The following is an 18,956-nucleotide window of genomic DNA, read 5'->3' as shown; positions in this document are numbered from 1 at the left end:
TCTCGGATCCCTACACCTCCGCCAGCACCTTCTCCTCCTCCTCCACGCTCACCACCCGGCCGGCATCCTCGAAGCCATCGATCTGGTCGAAGTTGAGGTAGCGGTAGAGCTGGTCAGAGAGGGGATCGATCTTGGCCGCCGCGATCTCCAGGTATTCGGCCGGGCTGGGAATGCGGCCCAGCAGGGCGCACACCGCCGCCAGTTCGGCGCTGCCCAGGTACACCTGGGCGCCGTTGCCGAGGCGGTTGTTGAAGTTGCGGGTGCTGGTGGAGAAGACGGTGGTGTTGTCCTCCACCCGGGCCTGGTTGCCCATGCAGAGGGAGCAGCCGGGCAGCTCCATGCGGGCGCCGGCGGTCTCGAACTTGGCGGTGTAGCCCTCGGCCCGCAGCATCTCGTCGTCCATGCGGGTGGGTGGGCAGACCCACAGCCGTGCAGCGCTGGTGCCGGCCCCGTCCAGCACCGTGGCGGCGGCGCGGTAGTGGCCGATGTTGGTCATGCAGGAGCCGATGAACACCTCATCGATCCGGTCACCGGCCACTTCGCTCAGCAGCTTGACGTTGTCGGGATCGTTCGGGCAGGCCAGGATCGGTTCGGTCAGCTCGTCCAGGTTGATGTCGATCACCGCCGCATACTCGGCATCGGCATCGGCCTCCATCAGCACCGGATCGGCCAGCCAGGCCTCCATCGCCTTGATCCGCCGCGCCAGGGTGCGGGCATCGCTGTAGCCCCGGGCGATCATGTTGCGCATCAGCGCCACATTGCTGCGCAGGTACTCGCTCACCGTCTCGACGCTCAGCTTGATTGTGCTGCCGGCGCAGGAGCGTTCGGCGGTGGCGTCCGTCAGTTCAAACGCCTGCTCCAGCTTCAGGTCGGGGAGCCCCTCGATCTCCATGATCCGGCCGCTGAAGATGTTCTTCTTGCCGGCCTTCTCCACCGTCAGCAGGCCCTGCTGGATGGCCACGTAGGGGATGGCGTTCACCACGTCCCGCAGGGTGACGCCGGGCTGCAGGGAGCCGGAGAAGCGCACCAGCACCGACTCGGGCATGTCGAGCGGCATGGCGCCGATGGCGGCCGCGAAGGCCACCAGGCCGGAGCCGGCCGGGAACGAGATGCCGAGGGGGAAGCGGGTGTGGCTGTCACCGCCGGTGCCCACCGTGTCCGGCAGCAGCAGGCGGTTGAGCCAGCTGTGGATGATGCCGTCGCCGGGCCGCAGGGCGACGCCGCCCCGGGAGCTGATGAAGTCGGGCAGCTCGGCGTGGGTCTTGAGATCCACCGGCTTGGGGTAGGCGGCGGTGTGGCAGAAGCTCTGCATCACCAGATCGGCGGAGAAGCCCAGGCAGGCCAGCTCCTTCATCTCGTCGCGGGTCATCGGCCCGGTGGTGTCCTGGCTGCCGACGCTGGTCATCAGCGGTTCGCAGCTGGTGCCCGGGCGCACCCCCGCCAGGCCGCAGGCCTTGCCCACCATCTTCTGGGCCAGGGTGAAGCCCTTGCCCGTGTCGACCGGGGCCACCGGCCGAATGAAGGCCTCCGACGGGGGCAGGCCCAGCTGCAGCCGCACCTTGTCGGTGAGGGAGCGGCCGATCAGCAGGGGGATGCGGCCACCGGCCCGCACCTCGTCGGCGATGGTGCTGGGCTTGAGCTCGAAGCGGGCCAGCACCTCCCCGGCCCCCGGCTCGCCGGCGGCCCGCTCGATCGTGCCGGCGTGGGGCCGGATCGTGATCACGTCGCCGCTGTTGAGCCCGCTCACGTCGCACTCGATCGGCAGGGCGCCGGAGTCCTCGGCGGTGTTGAAGAAGATCGGCGCGATCTTGCCCCCGATCACTACCCCGCCGCTGCGCTTGTTGGGCACGTGGGGGATGTCGGTGCCGATGTGCCAGAGCACCGAGTTGATCGCCGATTTGCGGGAGCTGCCCGTGCCCACCACATCGCCCACGTAGGCCAGCGGATGGCCCTTGGCCTTCAGCTCGGCGATCAGGCCGAGCCCTTCGGGCATCCGCGTCTCCAGCATCGCCATCGCGTGCAGGGGGATGTCGGGGCGGGTGGTGGCGTGGGTGGCCGGCGACAGGTCGTCGGTGTTGGTTTCCCCGGTCACCTTGAACACCGTGACGGTGATCGCCTCCGGCAGGGGCGGCCGGGCGTGGAACCATTCCGCCGCCGCCCAGCTGTCCACCACCTGGCGGGCCAGGGGGTTGGTCTCGGCCAGGTCCAGCACGTCGTGGAAGGCGTCGTACACCAGCAGGGTGCGGCTCAGCCCCCGGGCGGCCTCCTCGGCGACGGCCGCCTCCGGGCAGGAGAGCAGCTCGATCAGGGCGCCGACGTTGTAGCCGCCGATCATGGTGGCCAGCAGCCGGGTGGCCTCCAGGGGGCTCACCAGGGGGCTGGTGGCCGTTCCCTTGGCGATCCCACTCAGCCAGCCCGCCTTCACATAGGCAGCCTCATCCACCCCCGGCGGAATCCGTTCGCTCAGCAGATGCAGCAGAAACGCTTCCTCACCGGCGGGCGGCTGCTCCAGCAGCTCGGTGAGGGCCTGGGCCTGGGGGGCGGTGAGCGGCAGGGGCGGCACGCCGAGGGCTTCGCGGGCCGCGGCGGCCTCGCGGTAGCTGGGCAGCAGTTCGGCCGGGGTCAGGGGAGCGGGGCTGGGGGAGACGGACATATGGACGGATGACCGGGTCGGACCCCCGGTTGGCATGGGCATGGCTTCCATTGTTCTTCCCCGCGGGTCCGCCCTCTGGTGACGACGGCTGCAGAAGTCGGCGCTGGCATCGGTGCGGCCAGTTCGTAGGCTGGGGGGTCTGACCATTCCCCGCCGTCGGCCGCATGATCCCCACCTCCGATCTCCATGTGGTGGAAACCCGGCCGCTGGTGCCGCCGGCGGTGCTGCACCGGGAGCTGCCCCTCTCCGAGCAGGCGGCCCGCACCGTGCAGCAGGCCCGGGAGCGGATCAAGGCCATCCTGCACGCCGGCGACCAGCGGCTGCTGGTGATCGTCGGCCCCTGCTCGGTTCACGACGTGGCCGCCGCCCGGGAGTACGCCGAGGCGATCGCCCAGGCCCAGCGCCGCCACCGGGACGAGCTGGAGATCGTGATGCGGGTCTACTTCGAGAAGCCCCGCACCACCGTGGGCTGGAAGGGGATGATCAACGATCCCCACCTCGATGGCAGCTACGACATCAACACCGGCCTGCGCCGGGCCCGTTCCCTGCTGCTGCACCTGGCGGAGCTGGGCCTGCCGGCGGCCACCGAGGTGCTCGACCCGGTGGTGCCCCAGTACCTCGCCGACCTGATCAGCTGGACCGCCATCGGCGCCCGCACCACCGAGAGCCAGACCCACCGGGAGATGGCCTCGGGCCTGTCGATGCCGATCGGCTTCAAGAACGGCACCGACGGCAGCGCCGCCACCGCCATCAACGCCATGGAGGCGGCCGCCCGGCCCCACCATTTCCTGGGGATCAACAAGGAGGGCCAGGCCGCCATCGTCTCCACCACCGGCAACCCGGACGGCCACCTGGTGCTGCGGGGGGGCAAGAGCGGCCCGAACTTCCACGCCGAGGCGGTGGAGGCCGCCGCCGCCCTGCTGGCCCGGGACGGCCTGCCGGCCCGGCTGATGGTGGACTGCAGCCATGGCAACTCCAACAAGGACTACCGCCGCCAGGGGGAGGTGCTGCGCAGCGTGGCCGAGCAGGTGCGGGGCGGTTCCGTCCACGTGATGGGGGTGATGCTGGAGAGCCATCTGGTGGAAGGAAATCAGAAGATTTCCGCCGACCTGGCCTCGCTCACCTACGGCCAGAGCATCACCGATGCCTGCATCGATCTGGCCACCACCCTGGATCTGCTCGTTGAGCTGGCGGAAGCCGTGCGCCAGGCCCAGGCCCGCAGTCTGGCCCTCGCCTGAGGGGCTGTGGCCAACTCCAGAACACCGAAATCAGCACTCCGAGGGTGAGAGTGCTGATCCCATCTTCTGCAACAGAGTGTTCCTGGTGAACAGCTGACTGGCGTGCCCTGGGTACGTTTGGCATCAGCAAGATCGTGGTGGTCCGCTGATGACCTATCTCCTGCAGTTCTGCGGGTTGTCCGACCCCTTGCAGCTCTTCTATCTCGAACAGAAATCGGCCGCCGCCCCCGCCGGTGGCACCCCGGCCCCCGGCCCGATCTACGGCGGCTTCCGCCCTTTCCAGCTTGACGACCTGCTGGGCTGGGCCCTGGACACGGCCCGGGGCCGCTGCTGGGACGGTGAGGCCATCCAGCGCCTGGTGATCGATGTCTGGATGGAGCGGGCCGATGTGATCCGCCAGTGGCAGCTGCGGCTGCGGGAGGAACCGGCCGAGCGGGTGCTGGTGGCTGGCATCGGCACCCAGCGCGACTGGGAGCTCCGCTGCGAGCAGCTCCTGCGGGCCTGAGCTGCTGGGGCGCCCCTCAGTCGCCCTCGAGGCCGAACAGCTGCCGCATGCGCTCCAGGATCGAGGTCTGGCGGCGGGCCGCATCCGGCGAGGAGAGTTTCTCCAGTTCGGAGCGCCGCTGGCCCACGATCGCCGCCAGCGCCTCCAGCACCCCGTGATCGTCCTCCACCAGGGGCATGAAGTCGTCCCGCTCCACCTCCAGCAGCACACATTCCCCCCGTGAGCGCACCGTGGCCGTGCGGGGTTCCCCGGTGCAGACGGTCATCTCCCCGAAGATCTGATCCCGGCCCAGCACGGCCACCGAGCGCCCCAGGGGCGAGCCGTCGGCCTTGAACACCTCCACCTCGCCATCCACCACCTGGAACAGGGCCTCCCCCTCTTCCCCTTCGGCCACGATCGTTTCGCCCGAGCCGAAGCGCAGGCAGCGCACCGAGCCGGCCAGCCGATCCACCTGCTCCGGATCCAGCTGGGCGAACAGCCAGCTGCGCCGCAGCAGCTGCGCCGTCAGGGAGGCATCCACACCGGTGGGGTGGGCCGGATCCCGCTGGGGCTGGCGCCGCTTCAGTTCCCGCACCGGATAGGGCAGCTCCCAGCCCTGCCGCTCCAGGGCATACCAGATCTGCTCCAGCAGCTCGCTGCGCAGCCGCAGCCGTTCCCCCTCCGAGGGCCCCCGCTGGGCGGCCTGCAGCTCGTAGCGGATGCGGGAGTCCTCGTAGGCGAGGACCAGCACCTCCGGCGGTGGATCGTTCAGCACCAGGGGGTTCTCGACCATCACCCGCTCCAGCAGCTGGCGGGCCCGGGCCGGCGGGATCTCGTAGCCCAGGGCGATCTCGAAGCGGTTGCCCACCGGCTCGTGCTGGCTGAAGCGCCGCATCGGGTTGTCCGCCACCGTGTTGTTGGGCAGGTTCACGGTCGAGCCGTCCTTGCGGCGCAGGCGGGTGCTCATCAGATGCAGGGATTCCACCGTGCCGCTCTCGTCGCCGACGCTGATCCAGTCCCCCTCCCGGAAGGGGGGATCCACCTGCAGCTCGATGCCGGCGAACAGGTCCTTGAGGGTCTCCTGGGCCGCCAGGCCGATCACGGCGGTGAGCACCGCCGAGGTGGTCACCAGGCCCACCAGGTTGAGGTTGGCCAGGCGCTGCAGCACCAGCACCGTCGCCAGGGCCGAGAGGCCCAGCATCAGCAGGTCCCGCAGGATCTTGGCGGTGGGCCGCCACCAGCCCAGGGCCTCCGGGCATTCCAGGATCAGCCAGCTCACCAGGGCGATCAGGGCGTAGGCGCTGGCCAGCTCGTCGACGGCGCCGAGCCAGGGCACCCCGGCCGGCTGGGTGGTGCCGCCGAGCACGCACCAGAGCAGCACCGCCACCAGCGGCAGCAGCAGGGGCGGCGACGGCAGGTGGAGGCGGCGGCTGACCAGCCGCAGGGCCAGCAGCACCGCCGCCAGGGCCAGGCCGATCAGGATCCGCTCGATCGGTCCCATCAGCTCAGCACCCGCCACAGCCCGGCCACCGCCAGGGGCACGCTGATGTTGTCGATGCCCAGCAGGGCCCACTGCTCCAGCCCCGTGGCCACCAGGGCGATCAGGGCGATCACGGCCGGCGCCGGGCCACCGCCCAGCAGGCCCAGGCTGAGCAGCACCGCCAGGCTGGCGATCCCCATGGCGGCCGTGCCGGCCAGGGAGCGCCGCTCGCCGAACACCGTCCAGCTCGGTGACGGGATCAGCGGGCCCAGCAGACCGGCCAGACCGTCGCCGAAGGCCATCACCAGCACGCCCGCCGCCACCGTGTCGGGGTGGGCGGGCCACCAGAGCCACAGCAGCAGGGTGATCGAGGCGCCGTAGGCGACCGTGCCGTAGCTGTGCCGCTCGACGTCCTCAATGGCCGGCAGCACCCGCACCCGGTGGTTGAGGGCGGCCAGCAGGGTGATGGCGGCGGCGGCGGGCACCGCGATCAGCCGCTCGACGCCGAAGGCCCAGGCGATCAGCACCACCGGCCCGGCTCCGATGTGCATCAGCTTGCGGCTCCATTCCCGCTGGTCGGGCCAGCGGCGGCGCACCAGCAGGGATCCGGCGCTCAGCAGGGCCAGCCAGACGGCCACGGCCAGCACGCCGGTCAGCCGGGCCAGGTCGTCATGCTCCGGTGGAAGGACCAACGCCAGCAGGGATGCTCAGGTCAGGCGGCCTGGTGAAGGTTGCTCATCAGGCGCAGCTTCATGATCGCCTTGGCCTCCAGCTGCCGCACCCGTTCACGGGAGACGTTGATCTGACGGCCGATCTCGGCGAGGGTGAGCGGTTCGGCCCCCTCGAGGCCGAAGCGCAGCCGCAGGATCTTCTGCTCCCGTTCGTTCAGCTGGGAGAGCCAGGCGCCGAGGTGCTCCTTCTGCAGATGGCGGTCCATCGAGTCGAAGTGCTCGTTGCTGGCCGGATCCGCGATCAGTTCGCCCAGGGTGCTGCGGTCCTCCTCCCCGCGGGCGTGGGCGTCGAGGGAGGCGCAGGGGGCGCTCTGGGTCATCAGTTCCTCGAGCTCCTCCGGCTGCATGCCCATGGCATGGGCCAGCTCGAGCCGGTTGGGCTGGCGCCCGAGCCGGTGGGAGAGCTCGCGGGTGATGCGCCGCATCTTGGAGAGCTTCTCGCTGATGTGAATCGGCAGGCGAATCGTGCGGGCGCTGTTATCGATGGCGCGCGTCATTCCCTGGCGGATCCACCAGTAGGCGTAGGTGGAGAACTTGTAGCCCATGGCGGGGTCGAATTTGTCGACGGCCCGCTCCAGGCCGATCGCCCCTTCCTGCACCAGATCGAGCAGTTCGAGGCCCTGGTTCTGATACTTCTTGGCGACGCTCACCACCAGCCGCAGATTGGCGGCCATCATGCGGTCGCGGGCCCGCTGGGCCATGCGCAGCTGGCGCCTCTGGCGGGCCGTGAGTTCCCCCTCAACGAGGGACAGCAAGGTCTTGCCGGCCTGAACGTGATGGGCAAGTTCGATCTCCTCAGCCGGTGTGAGAAGCGGCACACGACCGATGGTGCTGAGATACCAACCAATGGAGTCGGCGCTGATGCGCCCCCCCTGGCGGGCCGTTGTCTTGGCTGTGGCTGTCGGTTTGGAACTGGCTGAACCGCCGCTGGGTCTGGTCCTGTTGGACGAAGACCCATCCGCACTGCTTTTCAGCAGCGAGAGGGCGGAATGCAGAGGTGTCCCCATCACCCCAGGCTCCCGAATGAATTTGGCCGGAATGTAGCACCGCGGGAACGTTGAAACCCGGATCCAGCTGCAGATTGTATGTATTTTGACGGAAAGATGTTGCGTATGTCGTGATGGCTACGCTTTGGCCTCCGAAACAAGGCCACCCCGCCAGCGTTCCATCAGCAGCTTCTGGGTCAGTTTCGGCTCGCCGGAGTGCTGACGCTGTGCAAAGTGTCCATCGCTGTGCATGTGCCAGGCGCCCGTATCGGTCAGGTAAAGCTCAAGCAAGGCCTCGATCTGCTGCTGGAGCCGCGGGTCCTCGATCGGCGCCACCGCCTCCACCCGTCGATCCAGGTTGCGGGGCATCCAGTCGGCGCTGCCGAAGAACATCTCCGGCTGGCCGCCGTTGGAGAACCAGAACAGCCGCGAATGCTCCAGGAAGCGACCGATGACACTCACCACCGTGATGCCCTCGCTGACCCCCTCCACCCCCGGCCGGAGGCAGCACATGCCGCGGATGATCAGTTCGATTCGCACCCCGGCGGCCGAGGCTTCGTAGAGCAGGGCGATGATCGCCGGATCGACCAGGGCATTCATCTTGGCCTTGATGTGGCCGCCGCGACCGGCCTTGGCGTGCTCGATCTCCCGCCGGATCAACCCCTCCATCCCCTTGCGCAGGGTGACGGGCGCCACCAGCAACTTGCGGAAACTCTGCTGCTTCGAGAATCCGGTCAGGTAGTTGAACAGTTCCACCAGATCCTGGCCGAAGTCCTCCCGGGCCGTCAGCAATCCGATGTCGGTGTAGAGCGAGGAGGTCTTGGAGTTGTAGTTGCCGGTGCCGATGTGCACGTAGCTCCGCAGCGCCCCCTTCTCCCGCCGCACCACCAGCAGCACCTTCGTGTGGGTCTTGAGTCCCAGCACCCCGTAGACCACATGCACCCCGGATCGCTCCAGCTGGCGGGCCCACTGAATGTTGTTGTCCTCGTCGAAACGGGCCTTGAGCTCCACCAGCGCCATCACCTGCTTGCCGTTCTCGGCGGCGCGGATCAGGGAGGCCACCACCGGCGAATCCTTCGACGTGCGGTAAAGGGTCATCTTGATGGCCAGCACCGAGGCATCGGCGGCGGCCTGGCTGAGGAATTCCTCCACGGAGGTGGAGAACAGGTCGAAGGGATGGTGCAGCAGCACATCACCGCGCCGCAGCACCGAGAAGATGCTCTCGAACTCCTCCTGCTTGATCGAGCCGTCCTCCAGCTGGCTGCGCTGGGCCCGCACCAGGGCCGGCGCCGTGCGTCCCTTGTGGGGGGCGTCCCGCAGCTGGCTGAGGGGGATCGCCATCAGGCTCATCAGGTCGTCGAGGCCCAGGGGACCGTTGGTGCGGTACACGTCCTCCGGCTCCACGTCGGTGCCCTCCATCAGCAGGTGCACCACCTCCTCGGGCATCTCGTCGGCCACCTCCACCCGCACCACCTCGCCGCCCACCCGGCGCTTGCGCAGGCCCTCCTGCAGGGCCTCCATCAGGTCGTCCGCCTCCAGATCCCGCAGCTCCAGGTCGGCGTCCCGGGTGATCCGGAAGAAGTAGTGCCCCTCGATGGTCATGCCCGGGAACAGCCAGCGCAGGTTGAAGGCCACCAGCTGCTCGAGCGGAACCGCCGTGTAGCCCGGGGTGGGCACGACGCCGCTCAGCTCGGTGGGGATCGGCACGAAGCGCGGCAGGATCTTCTGGGGCACCTTCACCCGGGCGAACTGCTGCCGGCCCGTGTCCGGGTCGCGGATCAGGGCCGCCACGTTGAGGCTCAGGTTGCTCAGGAACGGGAACGGGTGGGCCGGGTCCACTGCCAGGGGGGTGAGCACCGGAAAGATCGCCTTGCGGAAGTAGTCGTCGGCCCAGGTCTTCTGGGCCTCGTTGAGCCGCAGGTAGTCGAGCAGCTGGACCCCGTACTCGGCCAGATGGGTCTTGAGGGAGTGGCGGTAGTGCTGCTGCTGCATCTCCAGCAGGGGCCGCAGCTTCTTCTGGATCGCCTCCAGCTGCTCCTGGGGCGTCAGGCCGTCGTCGCTGCGGCTGGTGACCCCCGCTTCCAGCTGGGACTTCAGGGATGCCACCCGCACCATGAAGAACTCGTCGAGGTTGTTGCTGAAGATGGCGCTGAACTTGGCCTGCTCCAGCAGCGGTGTGTGCTCATCCAGCGCCAGGGCCAGCACCCGGTGGTTGAAGTCGATCCAACTCAGCTCGCGGTTGATGTAGAGATCGGGAGCGACGACCGGCTGCGACGACATACGGCGGGGCTCCGCGGGCATGAGAGACGGCAACGTAGCAATGGCGATCCCGCCCTCAGGGTGTCGCCTCTGCTTGACGGTGGGTGCCCGCCGCCACAAGCCACACCACCACGGCCATCAGGACGATCCCCAGCCAGAACGGACTGCGGCGGCCGATGGTCTCGTAGGCCAGCCCCGCCAGGGGCGGACCGAGGAAGCTGGCCAGGCTCTGCAGTCCCTGCAGGCTGCCCAGGGCGGCGCCCTGGCCACTGTCGGCCAGACGCCGTGACACCAGGCTGCGCAGGCTGGGGGTCACCAGGCCGGTGCCCAGGGCCAGGATCGCCACCGCCGTGAACACCAGGGGAACGGCGTTGCCCCGATCCGCCAGGGGCACCAGCAGGAAGCCCGCCATGACGCAGCCCAGGCCGATCTGGGTGAGCCGCCACTCCCCCAGCCGCTGCACCAGCGGGCCGATCAGGCCCCCCTGCACCACCGTGGCCACCACCCCGACCACCAGGAAGGCGCCGGCCGAGAGGCCCGGGCCCCAGCCGAAGGCCTGCTTGAAGTACAGCACCAGCAGGGCGGTGAAGCCGCTGAAGCCCAGGAAGAACAGGAAGAAGGCGGCGCAGAGGCGGCGCACCCGCGGATCGGCGAACACCCGCTGCAGCTGGCCGAAGGGCTGCAGCTCCCAGACCCTGGGCAGGGGCAGCCGCGCCTGGGGCGGATGGGTTTCCGGCAGCAGGGTCACCACCACCACCAGGTTCAGCGCGGCGAAGCCCACGGCGAGCAGCAGCGGCAGGCTCACGTTGATGCGACCCAGCAGTCCGCCCAGGGCCGGCCCGAGGATGAACCCCAGCCCGAAGGCCACGCCGATCAGGCCGAAGGCCCGGGCCCGCCGTTCCGGCGTCGAGATGTCGGCCAGCACCGCCGCGGCGGTGGCGGCGGTGCCGCCGCTCACCCCGTCGATCAGGCGGGCGGCGAACAGCAGGGCCAGGGGCAGGCCGGCGGCGGCCGCCTCGGGCCAGACCCGGCCCCAGGGCAGGATCACGGTTAGGGCGAACATCCCCAGGCCCAGCACCGAGCCGGCGACGCAGGCGGTGATCACCGGCTTGCGGCCGTAGCGGTCGCTGAGGGCCCCGATCAGGGGGGTGAAGGTGAACTGGGCGATGGCGTAGCTGCCCGCCAGCAGGCCGAGGGTGCGGCCGTCGGTGGTGAAGTCCGCCAGCAGGAACGGCAGCAGCGGGAAGACGATGCTCTCCCCCAGCCGGTCGTTCAGCAGCGTCAGGAAGGCGCAGAGGAGCGTGGAGGGGCGCGACAGTCGCACGGCCGGGAGCCGGGGATCCCTGGCACCCTCCCATGGCGGGGTCACCCGTCCCGTCGACGGCCCAGGACCCGTCGGATCCGATGCTTGGCTCTGGCCACGGCCGTGCGCAGGGCCTGCCGCAGGGCGGCGGAGCGGGATCGGGGGGCCCGGTACTCCCGATGGAAGGAGGTCGGGATCCCCCGCAGGCCCTCGATCCGGCGGCAGGGGACCGGGTAGGGGCTGGACGGGGCGGCCCTGCCCTGCTGGTCGAGGTCCTCCAGCAGCCGGCGCCACAGCCGGTAGCTGGCGTCGGCGTTGTAGCGGGTGCTGACGAGCTCCCTGGCCGCCGTCGAGCAGCGCCGCCAGAGGGCGGGATCGTCGGCCAGCCGCCGCAGGGCCCGGGCGGCCTCGTCGGGATCCTCCGACACCAGCAGGCCGGTGCGCCCGTCCTCGACCAGCTCGGGGATGCCGCTGGGGATGCGCCGCACCACGGGCACCACCCCGGCCGCCATCGCCTCCAGCAGGGCGATGGGCAGCCCCTCGAAGTCGGACATCAGCAGGATGGCCTGGGCGTCCAGGAGCCGGGCCTTCACCTCACCGGGGGGGAGCGATCCGCTGAAGTCGATCGCCTCGGCGAGGCCGGCCTCGGCCACCTGCCGCTCGCAGTCCGGGCGGGCATAACCGTCGCCGATCAGGGTGGCGCGGAGGGCGCCGTGGGAACGGCAGGCTCGGATCAGGGCCTGGATCACCAGCGAGGCCCGTTTCTGGTGCTCCCAGATCCGGCCGCTGAACACCACCCGGAACGGATCGGGGCGGAACTCCGTCACCGCCTCCGGCACCTGGACGCCGTAGGGAATCACCCGCGCCGGCCGATCGATGCCCCGGGCGGTGCAGGCCTCGTGGATGTGGCGCGAGACGCAGACGAGGACACTTCCCTGGCGGGCGCCCCCGAAGCCCCCGACGGTCGCCCAGTAGTCGGGATCGTCCGAATGCAGGGTGAGGGCCCAGGGCAGCCCCCGCCGGCCGGCCTGGGCCGCCGCCGCGTAGTGGGCCGGCTTGCACTGGGGCAGGAACACCGTGGGCCGCCAGTGGTTGAGGAAGGCCAGGGTGTCCCGGGCGTCCGCCGCCAGGCTGGCCCGCCTGGGCGTGGCGAAGACCGCGATCCCCTCACGCCGGAGTGTCTCGAACAGCGGCGGTTCGCCCTCCCCCGCACCGGGTCCTTCGCGGCCCCCCTCGCCGGGTGTCATCACGAAATGGATGGCGACGCTGATGCCATCGGCCGCCAGTCGTCGGGCCAGTCCCAGCACCCAGGTGGTGACGCCGCTGATGTCATCCGCCTGGCTGTAGTGGGCAAAGGCGACGCGCAATGACCACCCTGGGCTGCCGGGGCCAACGATAGTCGCGGCCACCGGGTCGGCCCTGGCCCCGGCGTTTCAGCCGGTGGGCCAGCCCAGGTAGCGGCGGCGCAGTTGCGGGGATTGCAGCAGCCGCGCGTACAGCCCCAGGCGCAGGGGGCCGTGCAGGATGCGGATCAGCAGCTTCTCGGCCAGCGATGGCCGGTAGCGCCAGAGGTATTCGTAGAGAATCCAGTCCCAGCCGCCGCTGGTGGCGACGGCATGCCAGTGCCAGGCCGGCTTCGGCCGGGTGATCCGCAGCACCGAGGCGATGGCGGAGGAGTATTCCGCGAAGCGGAGCCTTTCCCGGCTGCGGCTGACGGTGCTGCGGGTGGTCTGGTCGTGGCAGCGGAAGCCGGAGAGGGCGTCGGCGTCGAAGGCCACGGTGCCACCCATCCGCATCAGGTAGTGGCTCCAGAACAGCCAGTCGCCGGTGCAGCGCCGGCCGGCGGTCAGCGGACCCAGGGCCTGGAGGGTCGCGGGATCGGGCCTGCGGAACACCACACCACTGGCATTGGCGATGACGTTGCCCCGGTCCATGTAGGCGCGACACAGCCGGGCCCCCTCCAGCGTGAAGGAACGCTGCCAGCGCTCGGGGTCGAAGTGATCCGGCCAGAAGCTCTGGTCGGCGATCGGATCGCCTGCGGCATCAATCGTGGTGGTGCGGCAGTAGGCCAGCACGCTGCCGTCCTCGAGGTGGCGCACCATCCGTTCCAGGAACAGCGGCGAGCAGGTGTCATCCGATTCGGCGATCCAGATGTAGCGGCCCGTGGCCATGGCCATGCCGCCCAGCCACTGCGCGCAGGGCTGACCTGAGTTGACCGCATTGCAGACCAGCCGGTGGGGATGGGCCCGCAGCCGCTCCCGGATCACCGCGAGAGAATCGTCGCTGGAGGCATCATCGAGAACGATCAGCTCGAAGTCCTGAAACGTCTGGTCGAGGATCGATCGCAGCCGCTCGCCGAGGAAGGCCCGGTGGTTGAAGTTGGGTACGATGACGCTGACGAGAGGCGACTGGTCGGATCGCTTCATGGGGGCGCCCCACCCGGTGAGTGGCGGCCGGGTCCCCCGTCCCAGCCGATCCCGCCGCTGCCTTCTGCCACCTTGCCTCCAGGGGCGCTGACCGCCAGCTGAATGATCACCGGATTCTGGATCGCCGTCACCGGCCTGGTGCTTGTCCTGTTCCTCGCCGTCCATCTCGGCGGCGTGCTCCTGGCCGTGCTGGATCCGTCGTCGTTTGAAACCTATGCCGCCTCCCTGCACCAGCAGGGCTGGCTCCCCTGGCTGGAGGTGGCGCTGCTGGCGGCCGGCCTGGCCCACCCCCTGCTCTCGCTGCACCGGGCCCACGTCAATCGCCGGGCCCGCGGGCCGGTGGCCGGCCCCCTGCGCAGCCGCCGCCAGGGGGGCTGGGAGCCCGTTGCGGCCTGGGCGGGCCGGGCGATTCCCTGGAGCGGTTCGCTGCTGCTGCTGTTTCTCCTCCTGCATCTCACCCAGCTGCGCTGGCCGCGGCCCGCGGCGGGGGCTGAGCTGGCCGCCCTGATGGAGGTGCTGCGAACGCCCTGGTGCCTGGCCCTGTATGGGGCCGCCGGAATCGCGGCGGGTCTGCACTTGGTCCACGGCACCGAGAGCGCCGTGCGCCGACTGGGGCTGCTGGAGCCCGCCCATGCGGCCGCCCTGCGGCTGGGGGGCCGGGGCCTGGCCCTGCTGCTCGGGGCGGGGTTCACCCTGGTCCCCATCGCCCTGGTGCTGCGGCCCGCGGCCCCGCTGCTGGCCGGCAGATGAGCACGCCAATGCGGCTGGATCCGCGCCTGCCCGACGGCCCCGTCGCCACCGCCTGGCAGCGGTGCCGCGAGAGCCTGCCGCTGATCAGCCCCAACCGCAAGCAGCGGCTGCGGATCCTGGTGGTGGGCAGTGGCCTGGCGGGGGCTTCGGCGGCCGCGAGCCTGGCTGAGCAGGGCTATCGGGTGCAGGTGCTCACCTACCACGACAGCCCCCGCCGGGCCCACTCGGTGGCGGCCCAGGGGGGCATCAACGCCGCCCGCAACTACGCCAACGACGGCGACAGCGTCGAGCGCCTGTTCCGCGACACGGTGAAGGGCGGCGATTTCCGCGCCCGGGAAGCCGGCTGCCACCGGCTGGCCGAGATCAGCGGCGCGATCATCGACCAGTGTGTGGCCCAGGGGGTGCCCTTCGCCCGGGAGTACGGCGGCACCCTCGCCAACCGCAGCTTCGGCGGCGCCCTGGTGAGCCGCACCTTCTATGCCCGCGGCCAGACGGGCCAGCAGCTGCTCTACGGCGCCTACCAGGCGATGCTGCGCCAGGTGGCCGCCGGGCGGGTGGAGCTGCTCTGCCGCCGCGACATGCTCGACCTGATCGTCCATGACGGCAGGGCCAGGGGGGTGGTCTGCCGCCACCAGCGCACCGGCGCCCTCGAGGTGCTCGGTGCCGATGCGGTGCTGCTGGCCACCGGTGGCTATTCGAACGTCTACTACCTCTCCACCAATGCCCTGAAGTCGAACGCCACGGCGATCTGGCAGGCCCACCGGCGCGGCGCTTGGTTCGCCAACCCCTGCTTCACCCAGATCCACCCCACCTGCATCCCCAGCGGCGACGTTCACCAGAGCAAGCTCACCCTGATGAGCGAGAGCCTGCGCAACGACGGCCGGATCTGGCTGCCGCTGCGCCCCGGCGACGACCGGCCGCCGGCGGCGATTCCGGAGGCGGAGCGGGATTACTTCCTTGAGCGCCAGTACCCCAGCTACGGCAATCTGGTGCCGCGGGATCTGGCCTCACGCCGCGCCCGCGAGCTCTGCCTGGAGGGCCGGGGCGTCGGGCCCGGCGGCCGGTCGGTCTACCTCGATCTGGCCGGGGCCATCGACCGGGACGGCACCGAGGCGATCGACGCCCGCTACGGGAATCTGCTGGAGATGTACGAGCGGATCACCGGCGAGGACCCCAGGGTCACGCCGATGCGGATCTATCCCGCCCCCCACTACACGATGGGGGGTCTGTGGGTCGATTACCACCTGATGAGCACGGTGGGCGGCCTGTTCGTGCTCGGCGAAGCCAACTTCTCCGAACACGGCGCCAACCGGCTCGGGGCCAGTGCCCTGATGCAGGCCCTGGCTGACGGGTACTTCATTGCCCCGGCGACGGTGACGGGTTGGCTGGCCGGCGCCGGGGCCGGCGCCCTGGCGGACGACCACCCGGCCTGCCGCGAGGCGGTGGCGGCCGTGGAGGCGCGTATCGGCGCCCTGCGAAGCACCGGGGGAACCCAGCCCGTGGATGTCTTCCACCGCCGGCTGGGCCACCTGATGATCGACGCCTGCGGCATCAGCCGCCGGGCCGATCGCCTCACGGCGGCGCTGGCTGAGCTGGAGGCCCTGCGCCAGGACTTCCTCGGGGATCTGCGCCTCCCGGAGCAGGACGGTGTCCTCGACGGCGAGCTGGAGAAGGCCCTGCGGCTGGAGGACTTCTTCGGGCTGGCGGATCTGATGCTGCGGGATGCCCTGGCGCGGCAGGAATCCTGCGGCGCCCACTTCCGCGAGGACCATCAGACCCCGGACGGGGAAGCCCGGCGGGACGACGAGCGCTTCGCCCACATCGCGGCCTGGGAGCACCGGCCCGGGCAGCCGCCCCTGCGCCACTGCGAGCCCCTCACCTACCGATCCGTTGTGCCGGGACCGCGAAGCTACGGCTGAGCGGCTCGGGCCGGCCGAAGAAGAACCCCTGGCCCTGGTCGCATCCCATGGCAAGCAGCCCCTCGTGCTGCTCGGCGGTTTCGATGCCCTCGGCGATCAGGCCCAGCCCCAGGTCGTGGGAGAGACGGATCATGGCATCGAGCACCACGGCCTTGCGGTGGTCGTTGAGAAAGTCGGCGATGAAACTGCGGTCGACCTTGATCGAGTCGATCGGCAGCCGCGCCAGCCACGACATGCTCGAGTATCCCGTGCCGAAGTCATCGAGATGCACCTTGACGCCGGCCTCCCGCAGGCGGCTCAGCTCGCAGGTGGCCAGTTCGGGGTGTTCGATCAGGATGCTTTCGGTCACCTCGATCACGGTCCAGCTGGGATCCACTCCCACCCGCTCCGCCTGGGTGAGGAAGTAATCGCTGAGGCCGCTTTCCTTCAGCTGCAGGGGACTCACATTGATCGCCATGGTGATCTCCGAACCCCTGGCGCGGAGATCGGCGAGGTGCCGGAGGGCTTCGCTGATCACCCAGCGGCCGATGGGGAGGATCAGGGCCGTGCGCTCGGCAAGCGGGATGAATTCCGAGGGGGTGGCGATCGGAGCCGTGATGTCCCCGAGGCGCAGCAGCGCCTCCATCCCCACCACCGTCCGATCCTCCAGCCCGACGATCGGCTGATAGGCGAGAAACATGGCCTCGTGCTGGATCGCGCCTTCCAGTTGATGGCGCAGATGGATGTTCTTCCTGACTTTCTTGTCGATGGAGGAATGGTAGAAAGCGATGTGCTGGTCGTTGCTCTTGGCTTCGTACATGGCGAGATCCGCCCGCCGGATCAACTCATCGACGGAGATGTCCGGATCATCCGAGATGGTGATGCCGATGCTCATCGACGGGCGGATCGTGTGATCTTCCACCGACCACGCCTGGCCGACGGCGTCGTTGAGGCGCATCGCCAGCTGCAGGGCATCGGCCTCATTGAAGATGCCCATCGTCAGGACAACGAACTCATCACCACCGAGGCGGGAGAGAATGTCGCCGAAGCGCAGCGAGCGCTGCAGCCGGCGGCCGATCTCGATCAGCAGGTCATCGCCGATCTGATGGCCGTGCAGGTCGTTGATCTCCTTGAAATTGTTGAGATCGCAGAAGAGGATGCTGATCCGGCCGCCACTCTGGCGCTGGGTCTTGAGGGCGGCGCGGATGCTGACGTGGAGCCCGCGGCGGTTGGGAAGGCCGGTGACCGGACACTCCATCACCTTGGTGGCCAGGGCGAGGCGTTCCAGTTCCAGGGCCCGGTTCAGGTTCTCGGTCTGCTGGCGCCGCCGCTCGATCCGCTCCACCTCGACCCGCAGCTGCTCGTAGGAGAGCAGGGCGCTGACGTCCCGGAAGCAGAAGATCAGCGGCCGCAGCCGCTCGCTGCGGATCGGCTTCCACTCGATCTCGATGGCCCGCAGCTTGCTGCGGTCCAGCACCCGGGTGAAGTGGCCCCCGAGGTCACCACCGGCAAGCACCAGCTCCGGGTTGAGCAGGGGGGCGCTGTCGCAGTCGCGGGGCAGCTGGTCGTAGATCGACTCGCCCAGGACCGCCGGGGGGGTGCGGTCCACCAGCCGGGCGTAGCTGGCGTTGCACCACAGCACCCGCCCCTCGCAACTGGTGATCACCAGGGCATCGCTGATCGTGCCGAGGGCCGCCTCAAGACGGCCCATCGACCGGCGAAGTTCCACGACAAGTTTTCGGTGGTCGTTCACGGGGCGGTCGTTCTCGGGTCGTTCACACGGGACGCTCAGGGGGCAGCAGGGACCCGATGGGGGGTGGGGGCCGTACCCCTATTTCTGAAAATTGACTGAGTCTTGCATCTTTCGCCCCGCCACCGGGGCCCTGGCCGCACGGATGAAGCGGAACGACAACATCCCCGCCGCCCGAGCAGCAGAATCAGGGTCGACCCCCGGTACCGTCCGGGGCTCGCCGACGGCAGCACCATGACACCGCCGTTCCCATGCCGACCGTTTCCCTCACCCTGAGGATCTGGCGCCAGGCCGGTCCCGACCAGCCCGGTGGCTTCGAGGTCCATGCGCTCGAGGCGGTGTCCACCGACCTCTCCCTGCTGGAAGCCCTCGACCTGCTCAACGAACGGCTGATCGCCGCCGGCGCACGACCGGTGGGCTTCGAGCACGACTGTCGCGAGGGCATCTGCGGGTCCTGCGGCTTTCTCGTCAACGGCCAGGCCCAGGGGCCCCAGCGGGCGACGAGCGTCTGCCAGCTCTACCTGCGCCAGTTCCGCGACGGCGCCGTGCTGACGCTGGAGCCGTTCCGCGCCCGGGCCTTTCCCGTGCTGCAGGACCTGGCGGTGGACCGTTCCGCCTTCGACCGGATCATCGCCAGCGGCGGCTACTGCTCGATCAACACCGGCAGCGCGCCGGAGGCCAATGCCCTGCTGATCGGCCGGGAACAGGCGTCCCAGGCCTTCGACGCCGCCACCTGCATCGGCTGCGGCGCCTGCGTGGCCAGCTGCCGCAACGCCTCCGCCAGCCTCTTCGTGGCGGCCAAGCTGGCGCACCTGGGCCAGCTGCCCCAGGGCCAGCCGGAGCGCAGGGACCGTGCCCGCGCCATGCAGGACCGGATGGTCATTGAGGGCTTCGGCAGCTGCAGCAGCCACCTGGAATGCGAAGCCGCCTGCCCCAAGCAGATCTCCGCCGACTGGATCAGCTGGATGCACCGCGAAGCCTGGCGGCGCCCCTGAGCG

General features: G+C 69.9%; 14 protein-coding genes. 5 read left to right on the top strand and 9 right to left on the bottom strand.

Annotation, left to right across the window (positions count from 1 at the left end; genetic code table 11):
• Nucleotides 1-10: 10 nt before the first annotated feature.
• Nucleotides 11-2,653: a bifunctional aconitate hydratase 2/2-methylisocitrate dehydratase gene (gene acnB / locus KBY81_RS07265; RefSeq protein ID WP_254976086.1), complete on the bottom strand. Its 2,643-nt coding sequence runs from the start codon at nucleotides 2,651-2,653 to the stop codon at nucleotides 11-13.
• A gap of 164 nt (nucleotides 2,654-2,817) precedes the next feature.
• Between acnB and KBY81_RS07260 the strand changes: the two genes are divergently transcribed.
• Together KBY81_RS07260 and KBY81_RS07255 are read left to right on the top strand one after the other, a co-directional pair.
• Nucleotides 2,818-3,891, top strand: coding sequence for a 3-deoxy-7-phosphoheptulonate synthase (locus KBY81_RS07260; RefSeq protein WP_159817941.1), 1,074 nt, complete (start codon nucleotides 2,818-2,820; stop codon nucleotides 3,889-3,891).
• A 148-nt stretch (nucleotides 3,892-4,039) separates the two neighbouring features.
• Nucleotides 4,040-4,396, top strand: a complete 357-nt coding sequence (locus tag KBY81_RS07255) for a hypothetical protein (protein ID WP_106219721.1) — start codon at nucleotides 4,040-4,042, stop codon at nucleotides 4,394-4,396.
• Nucleotides 4,397-4,412: 16 nt separating this feature from the next.
• Here the strand turns inward: KBY81_RS07255 and KBY81_RS07250 are convergent, their stop codons facing one another.
• From KBY81_RS07250 to KBY81_RS07220, 7 genes are all read right to left on the bottom strand, one after another.
• Entirely contained in the window at nucleotides 4,413-5,876 is a 1,464-nt protein-coding gene (locus KBY81_RS07250) for a mechanosensitive ion channel family protein (protein ID WP_254976085.1), read from the bottom strand.
• Nucleotides 5,876-6,547, bottom strand: coding sequence for a diacylglycerol/polyprenol kinase family protein (locus KBY81_RS07245; RefSeq protein ID WP_254976084.1), 672 nt, complete (start codon nucleotides 6,545-6,547; stop codon nucleotides 5,876-5,878). The genes KBY81_RS07250 and KBY81_RS07245 overlap by 1 nt, the downstream gene beginning before the upstream one ends.
• Before the next feature lie 20 nt (nucleotides 6,548-6,567).
• Nucleotides 6,568-7,593 (bottom strand): sigma-70 family RNA polymerase sigma factor, encoded by a 1,026-nt coding sequence (locus KBY81_RS07240; protein WP_106219718.1) that lies wholly within the window; start codon nucleotides 7,591-7,593, stop codon nucleotides 6,568-6,570.
• Nucleotides 7,594-7,710: 117 nt separating this feature from the next.
• Complete coding sequence (gene ppk1 / locus KBY81_RS07235) at nucleotides 7,711-9,852, bottom strand: polyphosphate kinase 1 (protein ID WP_254976083.1); 2,142 nt, start codon at nucleotides 9,850-9,852, stop codon at nucleotides 7,711-7,713.
• A 55-nt stretch (nucleotides 9,853-9,907) separates the two neighbouring features.
• Complete coding sequence (locus tag KBY81_RS07230; RefSeq protein WP_106219716.1) at nucleotides 9,908-11,155, bottom strand: MFS transporter; 1,248 nt, start codon at nucleotides 11,153-11,155, stop codon at nucleotides 9,908-9,910.
• Nucleotides 11,156-11,196: 41 nt separating this feature from the next.
• Complete coding sequence (locus KBY81_RS07225) at nucleotides 11,197-12,501, bottom strand: glycosyltransferase family 4 protein (RefSeq protein WP_254976082.1); 1,305 nt, start codon at nucleotides 12,499-12,501, stop codon at nucleotides 11,197-11,199.
• Nucleotides 12,502-12,567: 66 nt separating this feature from the next.
• Complete coding sequence (locus tag KBY81_RS07220; RefSeq protein ID WP_254972026.1) at nucleotides 12,568-13,560, bottom strand: glycosyltransferase family 2 protein; 993 nt, start codon at nucleotides 13,558-13,560, stop codon at nucleotides 12,568-12,570.
• A 102-nt stretch (nucleotides 13,561-13,662) separates the two neighbouring features.
• On the opposite strand from KBY81_RS07220, the gene KBY81_RS07215 reads away from it, so the two are divergent.
• Nucleotides 13,663-14,310 carry a succinate dehydrogenase gene (locus KBY81_RS07215; protein ID WP_254976081.1) on the top strand — a complete coding sequence of 216 codons (648 nt, stop codon included), beginning with the start codon at nucleotides 13,663-13,665 and terminating at the stop codon, nucleotides 14,308-14,310.
• Nucleotides 14,307-16,229, top strand: coding sequence for a fumarate reductase/succinate dehydrogenase flavoprotein subunit (locus tag KBY81_RS07210; RefSeq protein ID WP_254976080.1), 1,923 nt, complete (start codon nucleotides 14,307-14,309; stop codon nucleotides 16,227-16,229). Before KBY81_RS07215 ends, KBY81_RS07210 begins: the two co-directional genes overlap by 4 nt.
• Here the strand turns inward: KBY81_RS07210 and KBY81_RS07205 are convergent.
• Nucleotides 16,186-17,919, bottom strand: coding sequence for a bifunctional diguanylate cyclase/phosphodiesterase (locus KBY81_RS07205; RefSeq protein ID WP_106219711.1), 1,734 nt, complete (start codon nucleotides 17,917-17,919; stop codon nucleotides 16,186-16,188). The two genes, KBY81_RS07210 and KBY81_RS07205, sit on opposite strands and share 44 nt — an antisense overlap.
• A 290-nt stretch (nucleotides 17,920-18,209) precedes the next feature.
• On the opposite strand from KBY81_RS07205, the gene KBY81_RS07200 reads away from it, so the two are divergent.
• Nucleotides 18,210-18,953 carry a succinate dehydrogenase/fumarate reductase iron-sulfur subunit gene (locus tag KBY81_RS07200; RefSeq protein ID WP_106219710.1) on the top strand — a complete coding sequence of 248 codons (744 nt, stop codon included), beginning with the start codon at nucleotides 18,210-18,212 and terminating at the stop codon, nucleotides 18,951-18,953.
• Nucleotides 18,954-18,956 lie beyond the last annotated feature (3 nt).

The organism is Cyanobium sp. Lug-B (genome assembly GCF_024345635.1).
Classification (GTDB): domain Bacteria; phylum Cyanobacteriota; class Cyanobacteriia; order PCC-6307; family Cyanobiaceae; genus Cyanobium; species Cyanobium minutissimum.
This window is presented reverse-complemented; position numbering and strand designations above follow the sequence as displayed.

Excerpts from the sequence above, each read along its gene's own strand:
- KBY81_RS07260 (WP_159817941.1), top strand. The coding sequence starts at position 2,818 with ATGATCCCCACCTCCGATCTCCATGTGGTGGAAACCCGGCCGCTGGTG.
- KBY81_RS07205 (WP_106219711.1), bottom strand. The coding sequence starts at position 17,919 with ATGGGCCGTCTTGAGGCGGCCCTCGGCACGATCAGCGATGCCCTGGTG.
- ppk1 (WP_254976083.1), bottom strand. The coding sequence starts at position 9,852 with ATGTCGTCGCAGCCGGTCGTCGCTCCCGATCTCTACATCAACCGCGAG.
- acnB (WP_254976086.1), bottom strand. The coding sequence starts at position 2,653 with ATGTCCGTCTCCCCCAGCCCCGCTCCCCTGACCCCGGCCGAACTGCTG.
- KBY81_RS07250 (WP_254976085.1), bottom strand. The coding sequence starts at position 5,876 with ATGGGACCGATCGAGCGGATCCTGATCGGCCTGGCCCTGGCGGCGGTG.
- KBY81_RS07240 (WP_106219718.1), bottom strand. The coding sequence starts at position 7,593 with ATGGGGACACCTCTGCATTCCGCCCTCTCGCTGCTGAAAAGCAGTGCG.
- KBY81_RS07255 (WP_106219721.1), top strand. The coding sequence starts at position 4,040 with ATGACCTATCTCCTGCAGTTCTGCGGGTTGTCCGACCCCTTGCAGCTC.
- KBY81_RS07200 (WP_106219710.1), top strand. The coding sequence starts at position 18,210 with ATGCCGACCGTTTCCCTCACCCTGAGGATCTGGCGCCAGGCCGGTCCC.
- KBY81_RS07215 (WP_254976081.1), top strand. The coding sequence starts at position 13,663 with ATGATCACCGGATTCTGGATCGCCGTCACCGGCCTGGTGCTTGTCCTG.
- KBY81_RS07220 (WP_254972026.1), bottom strand. The coding sequence starts at position 13,560 with ATGAAGCGATCCGACCAGTCGCCTCTCGTCAGCGTCATCGTACCCAAC.
- KBY81_RS07210 (WP_254976080.1), top strand. The coding sequence starts at position 14,307 with ATGAGCACGCCAATGCGGCTGGATCCGCGCCTGCCCGACGGCCCCGTC.